This window comes from uncultured Chitinophaga sp. (genome assembly GCF_937874145.1).
In the GTDB taxonomy this organism is placed as follows: domain Bacteria; phylum Bacteroidota; class Bacteroidia; order Chitinophagales; family Chitinophagaceae; genus Chitinophaga.
The window spans coordinates 1-5,243 of the sequence record NZ_CALNBI010000018.1; the positions used below are offsets into that span (position 1 = coordinate 1).

Consider the following 5,243-nt stretch of genomic DNA (forward strand, 5'->3'; position numbering starts at 1 on the left):
AGCCGGAGAAGTCTTGCGGCACCATATCGTTTACAGAACTGAGATAGGTACCGGTCAGCGAAATGTTGAATTTGTTATCCGTGGTGCCGGTATTCAGGGCAAACCGCAACGATCCGTCTTTATTGGCGCCGGTATGGCGCTGGATATTGCCGGTATTGCGGAAACTGCCACTGATGAGATAGGTGGTGTTGCCAGCGCCGCCGCTGTAGGAGAGATTGACGTTGGAGGTGGCGGCTGCTTTTCCCATCAGTTCCTTTCTCCAGTTGGTGTAGCGGTCTTCAGGCCAGGTGCCGTTCAGGTCGAGGTCTTTGTCTGTAACGGGAAGGTTGTCGTTTTTAAGCGCTTCGCGGCGGAGCATGAGATATTGTTCGGTGTCCATCAGCTCCGGCGCCTTACCCATGACGGACACGCCGGTATAGATATTGGCATTGAACGCCTGCCGGTTGGTGCGTGCTTTCTTGGTGGTGATGAGGATGACGCCGTATGCGCCGGAGGAGCCGTAAATAGCCGTGGCGTCCACGTCTTTCAGTACATCCACGCTTTCGATATCGTTCGGGTTGATATAATTGAGCCCGCTGCCGCCCTGCAGGAAGCTCTGTGTGCCGTACAGGGTGTTGGAGGAAAGCGGGAGGGTGCCGGCCGGGAAGCGTACCCCGTCCACGATGATCAGCGGCTGGGTAGCGCCGGTCGTAAGGTTGGCGGCACCGCGCATCCTTACCGTGAAAGCCCCGCCCGGCTGCCCGGTCACCTGCTGGATGAAGAGCCCGGGCACCTTGCCCTGCAGCGCCTCCATCACGTTGTTCACCGGGTTCTTGGCGATCTCCTTCGATGAAATAGACGTGATATTACCCGCATTGAACCGTTTGGTAGTGGTGCCATACGCCATCACCTGCACCTCGTCCAGGGGCGAGGTGCTGGGCGCCAGGCGCACCGACAGGAAGGATCCGCTGCCGGAAAGCAGCGCGGAAACGGATTCGTCGTTTTCTCTGTTGCCGGAACGTTTATCCGTTTGGTCTGCCACCGTTATAAATTTGCCGTTGGCCCGGCGGAGCGTCAAAGGCATAAATCCCACAGCCGAAATGCGCAACACATCGCCCTCCGCCACTTCCAGCGAAAACGTGCCATTGGCGGCGGTCACCGCTCCCTTCGTCTGTCCCATCACCACGATGTTCACCCCCGGCATCGGCTTCCCGTCCGCAGACCGGACGAGCCCGCTGACAGGAGCGAAGGCAGCTTCGGTGTCAGGAGCGGGAGCAACACCGGAAGCTACCGGCTCCGGTTGTGGCTTGCGGGTGATCAATATCGTTTTCCCCTGGATGTCGTATTCCAGCGGCTGGCTCTTGAAAATGAGGGTCAGCAATTGGCGAAGGGGCATATCCTTCGCGGTAACCGCAACCGGCTTCGCGTCGGCGAGAACGCCTTTTTGATTCAGCACAACGTGGCCGGTCTGTTCCTTAATGGCTTTGAAGACCTGCCGCAAGGTCAGCTGCCGGCCCGTAATCGTGACCTGCTGCGCCTTGCCCGTGGCGTGCGCCTGCAGAAAAGCGGCCGTCAATAAAAGGGTGGTGAGTCGCATAATCCGTTTGATTTGTTCCACAGGCCCGCGGACCCGCAAACCGGGTAATGGCCAATAGCATTTTTTTTGCATAAATTGCAAGCAGATTTGGTTGTTAGAAAATTGATGTAAAAGGCTGTTTTCACCAGCTGAATCCTTTACCGTCACAGGTCGTAACTGTGGCGGTAATTTTTTTATCGTCTCATATCTGATGTTGGTTATTACATATGCTATTGCTGAACGATCAGCTTTCTCCCCTCGATCTTAAATTGAACGCCGCTCCGGCTGAGAATGGTCAACAGCCCGTCCAGCGGCACGTCCCTGGTCATTTGCCCTTCGAATTCAATGTTTGGAATCCCCTTTTCATATACTACTTCTATATCGTACCAGCGTTCCAGCTGGCGCATGATATCCGCGAAAGCCATGCCTTCGATGCTGAACAGGCCATTCTTCCAGGCTGTCGCCTGCTCCGTATCGGCATGCTCATCCACCCGAATCCCGTTACCGCTGACCTGCGCCTGCTGCCCCGGCCGCAACACCACATCCGCAGCGCTGCCGGATGCATTGGCGGACACGCGAACTGAGCCCCGGAGCAGCGTGGCGGCGATGGATTTTTCATTATCGTAGGCATTCACATTGAATTGCGTCCCCAGCACCGTGATGCCCGCCCGCTGGTTCACCTGCACGCGGAAAGGCTTCTTCACATCCTGCGCCACCTCGAAGAACGCTTCTCCCTTCACCTCTACCAACCTTTCCCCCGCGCCGAAAGCCACCGGGTACTTCAGCGAACTGGCGGCATTCAGCCACACCTGCGTGCCGTCCGACAACACGATCCGGAACTGCCGCCCACGCGGAGTTGTAATGGTATTGTACGCGAGTTTCCCGGAGCCCTCGTCTTCCGGCTGATACGATAACTGCGCATTGTCCAGCACCAGCTGCGCGCCATGCTGCTGCGCGATCGTGCCGTTGGAAAGACTGTCCAGCACCACTTCCGAGCCATCCGCGAGGGTCAGCACCGCGCCTTCCCGGCCCGGTACGATCGCCCGCTTCTCTGCTACGGCTGCCGGTTTTGACGGGCCCCCCGGGTGCGACAGCCACAGGAAGCCACCCGCTACCAGCGCCAGTACCGCAGCCGCGGCGGGCCATATCCAGCGGCGGCGTGAGGCAACATGCACCGGTGGCCGGTCGCTCGCCAAAGCCGTATGCAGCATTGGCAGCAGTGATGCATCCATCGGTACCGACATGTCCAGTTCCCCGGCCTGCGCGTCAAACGCCGCCAGCAAACCGTCGTGGTACGCCGGGTCGCGGAGCATTTCGTCAAACTCGGCCTGTTCCCCTTCCGTGAGGTTCTGGCCCAGGTAGCGGCCTGTGAGATATGTAATGCGGGAGTGGTCCATGTATATAGATGATGCGCGTCGGGAAGTGTTGTCACTATCTCCGCTAAAAAAAATATAAAATAACGGCCACCGGCAGCAGATCGATGGGAGGGAGGAAGCCGCGGATGGTCTGCAAAGCCGCGCTGAGCGCGTTTCTCACATATCCGTCAGATAATCCCAGCTCCGCCGCAATTTCTTTCGTGGTCATCCCTCTTTCGCGGCTCATCCGGTAGATGAGCTTCCGCTGGGGCGGCATGGCATCGAGCGCCCTGCCCACCGCTTCCTGTATCTCCTTGACGGAAAGCGCCTGGATCGCGCGGTTCTGGCTGTCGGCAGGCGTGGGAAGGGCGTCGAGCTTGTTTTTGTACAACGCGGATTTGCGCAGGTATTGCAGGCATTCCCGGATGAGGACCTTCCGGAGCCAGGGGCCGGGTGCGGCTACTTCCGCCAGCCGGGCCCTGTTCAGCCATAATTTGATGAAAAAGTCCTGCAGCACTTCCTGGCTCGCCGCTTCGCTATGGAGCATCCGCATGGAAATGCGCGACAAAGGCCCCGAATATTGGTTGAAGAGATCGGCAAATGCGGCTTCATCCCCTTCCGCTATCCTGGGAAGCAGGCTGCTGTCGCTGTATGGTAATGAGCCGGAAGTCAATACGGATGATTTGCGTTTGGGGCTGCAAACTAAAAATTATTTCAGGAAATGTTTGGGTTAAAATGAAGGACCATCACCATTTGCTGCGTGTTATTGTTGTTCTATAAAGCGAAAGCTACGTATTGATCGCCGGAAGGGCTGCCAATCTTTCCACCGCCGCATGCGATTACGACAAATTGCTTCCCGTTCACCATGTACACCGCCGGTGTCGCGTAACCTGCCGCCGGCAACTGCGCTTCCCACAGCACTTTACCCGAATGCTTATCGAACGCACGGATTTTTTCGTCCTGGGTGGAGGCGACAAAGATCAAACCGCCTTTCGTGACCACAGGGCCGCCGTAAACCTGCGTGCCGGTAGGAGGGATTCCCTGCTTCCGCAGCGCCTCGAACTCACCCAGCGGCACTTTCCACAACAACCGGCCCGTATTCAGATCCACCGCGTTCAGCGTACCCCAGGGCGGCTTGATGCCGGGATAGCCGTTTTTGTCGAGGAAGCGGTTGTACCCCGTCATCACGTAGGGATCGGTGATGGTTTCGCTTACCGGCTCCTTCTGTGAGGCGGCTGTTTGGGCCTTATCGTCCAATTGCAGGAGGAATGCCAGCAGCCGGGATTTTTCGGATGCGGGTATATGCTGGAAGGAAGGCATCATATTCCGCCCGTTATCGATGATCCTGCGGAGCTGGTCAGCATTGTAACGTTTGCCGATATCCCGCAGCGATGGAAAGGCGGAGCCGTTGCCCTGCAGTTCGGGGCCATGGCAGGAAAGGCAATGCCGGTTGTAGACATGCCGCCCTTTCGCAGGGGTGCTGCCTTGCCCGTCAGCCGGCGGCACATCGATCATGGTGAGGGACCAGGGCAGTTCGGTGCTGTTCACGTACAGTATGGCGCTTTCGGGGTCTACCGCCGCACCGCCCCATTCGCCGCCGCCGTCGAATCCCGGGAAGATCCAGGCGCCGTCCTTCGAGGGCGGGGTGAACATTTCACTGAAGCGGACCGTTTTGAACCGCTCTGACATCTCCCGGTGCGCTTCGGGAGAAATATCGGTAACATCGGCGGCGGTGAAGGTTTGCCGCGCGAAGGGTTCCGGCAGGGTGGGGAAGGGTTGCGTGGGCCAGGGTTTTTCGCCGGGCAACGCAGCTTGCGGCACCGGGCGCTCTTCGATCGGGAAAACGGGCTTGCCCGTGGCACGGTCGAACAGGAAGATGAAACCGTGCTTCGTGATCTGGGCTACGGCGTCGATCCGCTGGCCGTCTTTATGCAGCGTCACCAGGTTGGGATTGGCGGCAAGATCGCGGTCCCACAGGTCGTGGTGCACCGTCTGGAAGTGCCAGCGGTATTGGCCGGTGGCGGCGTCCAGGGCGATGAGGCTGTTGGCGAAAAGGTTCATTCCTTCGCGCCGCGCGCCATAAAAATCACCGCCGATGGAGCCGGTGGGCACATACAGCATGCCGGAGGCCTCATCCAGCGCCATCCCCGCCCAGTTGTTGGCGCCGCCTAGTTTTTTGTATGCTGCTGTATCAGGCCAGGTGTCGTAACCGGTTTCACCGGGATGGGGGATCGTATGGAAGATCCATTGGCGTTTGCCCGTCTGCACATCGAATGCGCGGATATGCCCAGGGGCCGCATCCACGGATTCGGCCACACGGCCGCCCCTGGTCA

The 5,243-nt window shown here is 58.6% G+C and carries 4 protein-coding genes; all 4 read right to left on the bottom strand.

Annotation, left to right across the window (positions count from 1 at the left end; genetic code table 11):
- Positions 1-1,576 (bottom strand): SusC/RagA family TonB-linked outer membrane protein (locus Q0510_RS00585; protein WP_298707286.1); only part of this gene is annotated, 1,576 nt, incomplete at its 3' end.
- Positions 1,577-1,785: 209 nt separating this feature from the next.
- Positions 1,786-2,952, bottom strand: coding sequence for a FecR family protein (locus Q0510_RS00590; RefSeq protein WP_298707288.1), 1,167 nt, complete (start codon positions 2,950-2,952; stop codon positions 1,786-1,788).
- 43 nt (positions 2,953-2,995) lie between these two features.
- Positions 2,996-3,583: a sigma-70 family RNA polymerase sigma factor gene (locus tag Q0510_RS00595; protein WP_298707290.1), complete on the bottom strand. Its 588-nt coding sequence runs from the start codon at positions 3,581-3,583 to the stop codon at positions 2,996-2,998.
- A 101-nt stretch (positions 3,584-3,684) separates the two neighbouring features.
- A partial coding sequence (locus Q0510_RS00600) for a PQQ-binding-like beta-propeller repeat protein (protein ID WP_298707292.1) occupies positions 3,685-5,243 on the bottom strand: 1,559 nt, incomplete at its 5' end.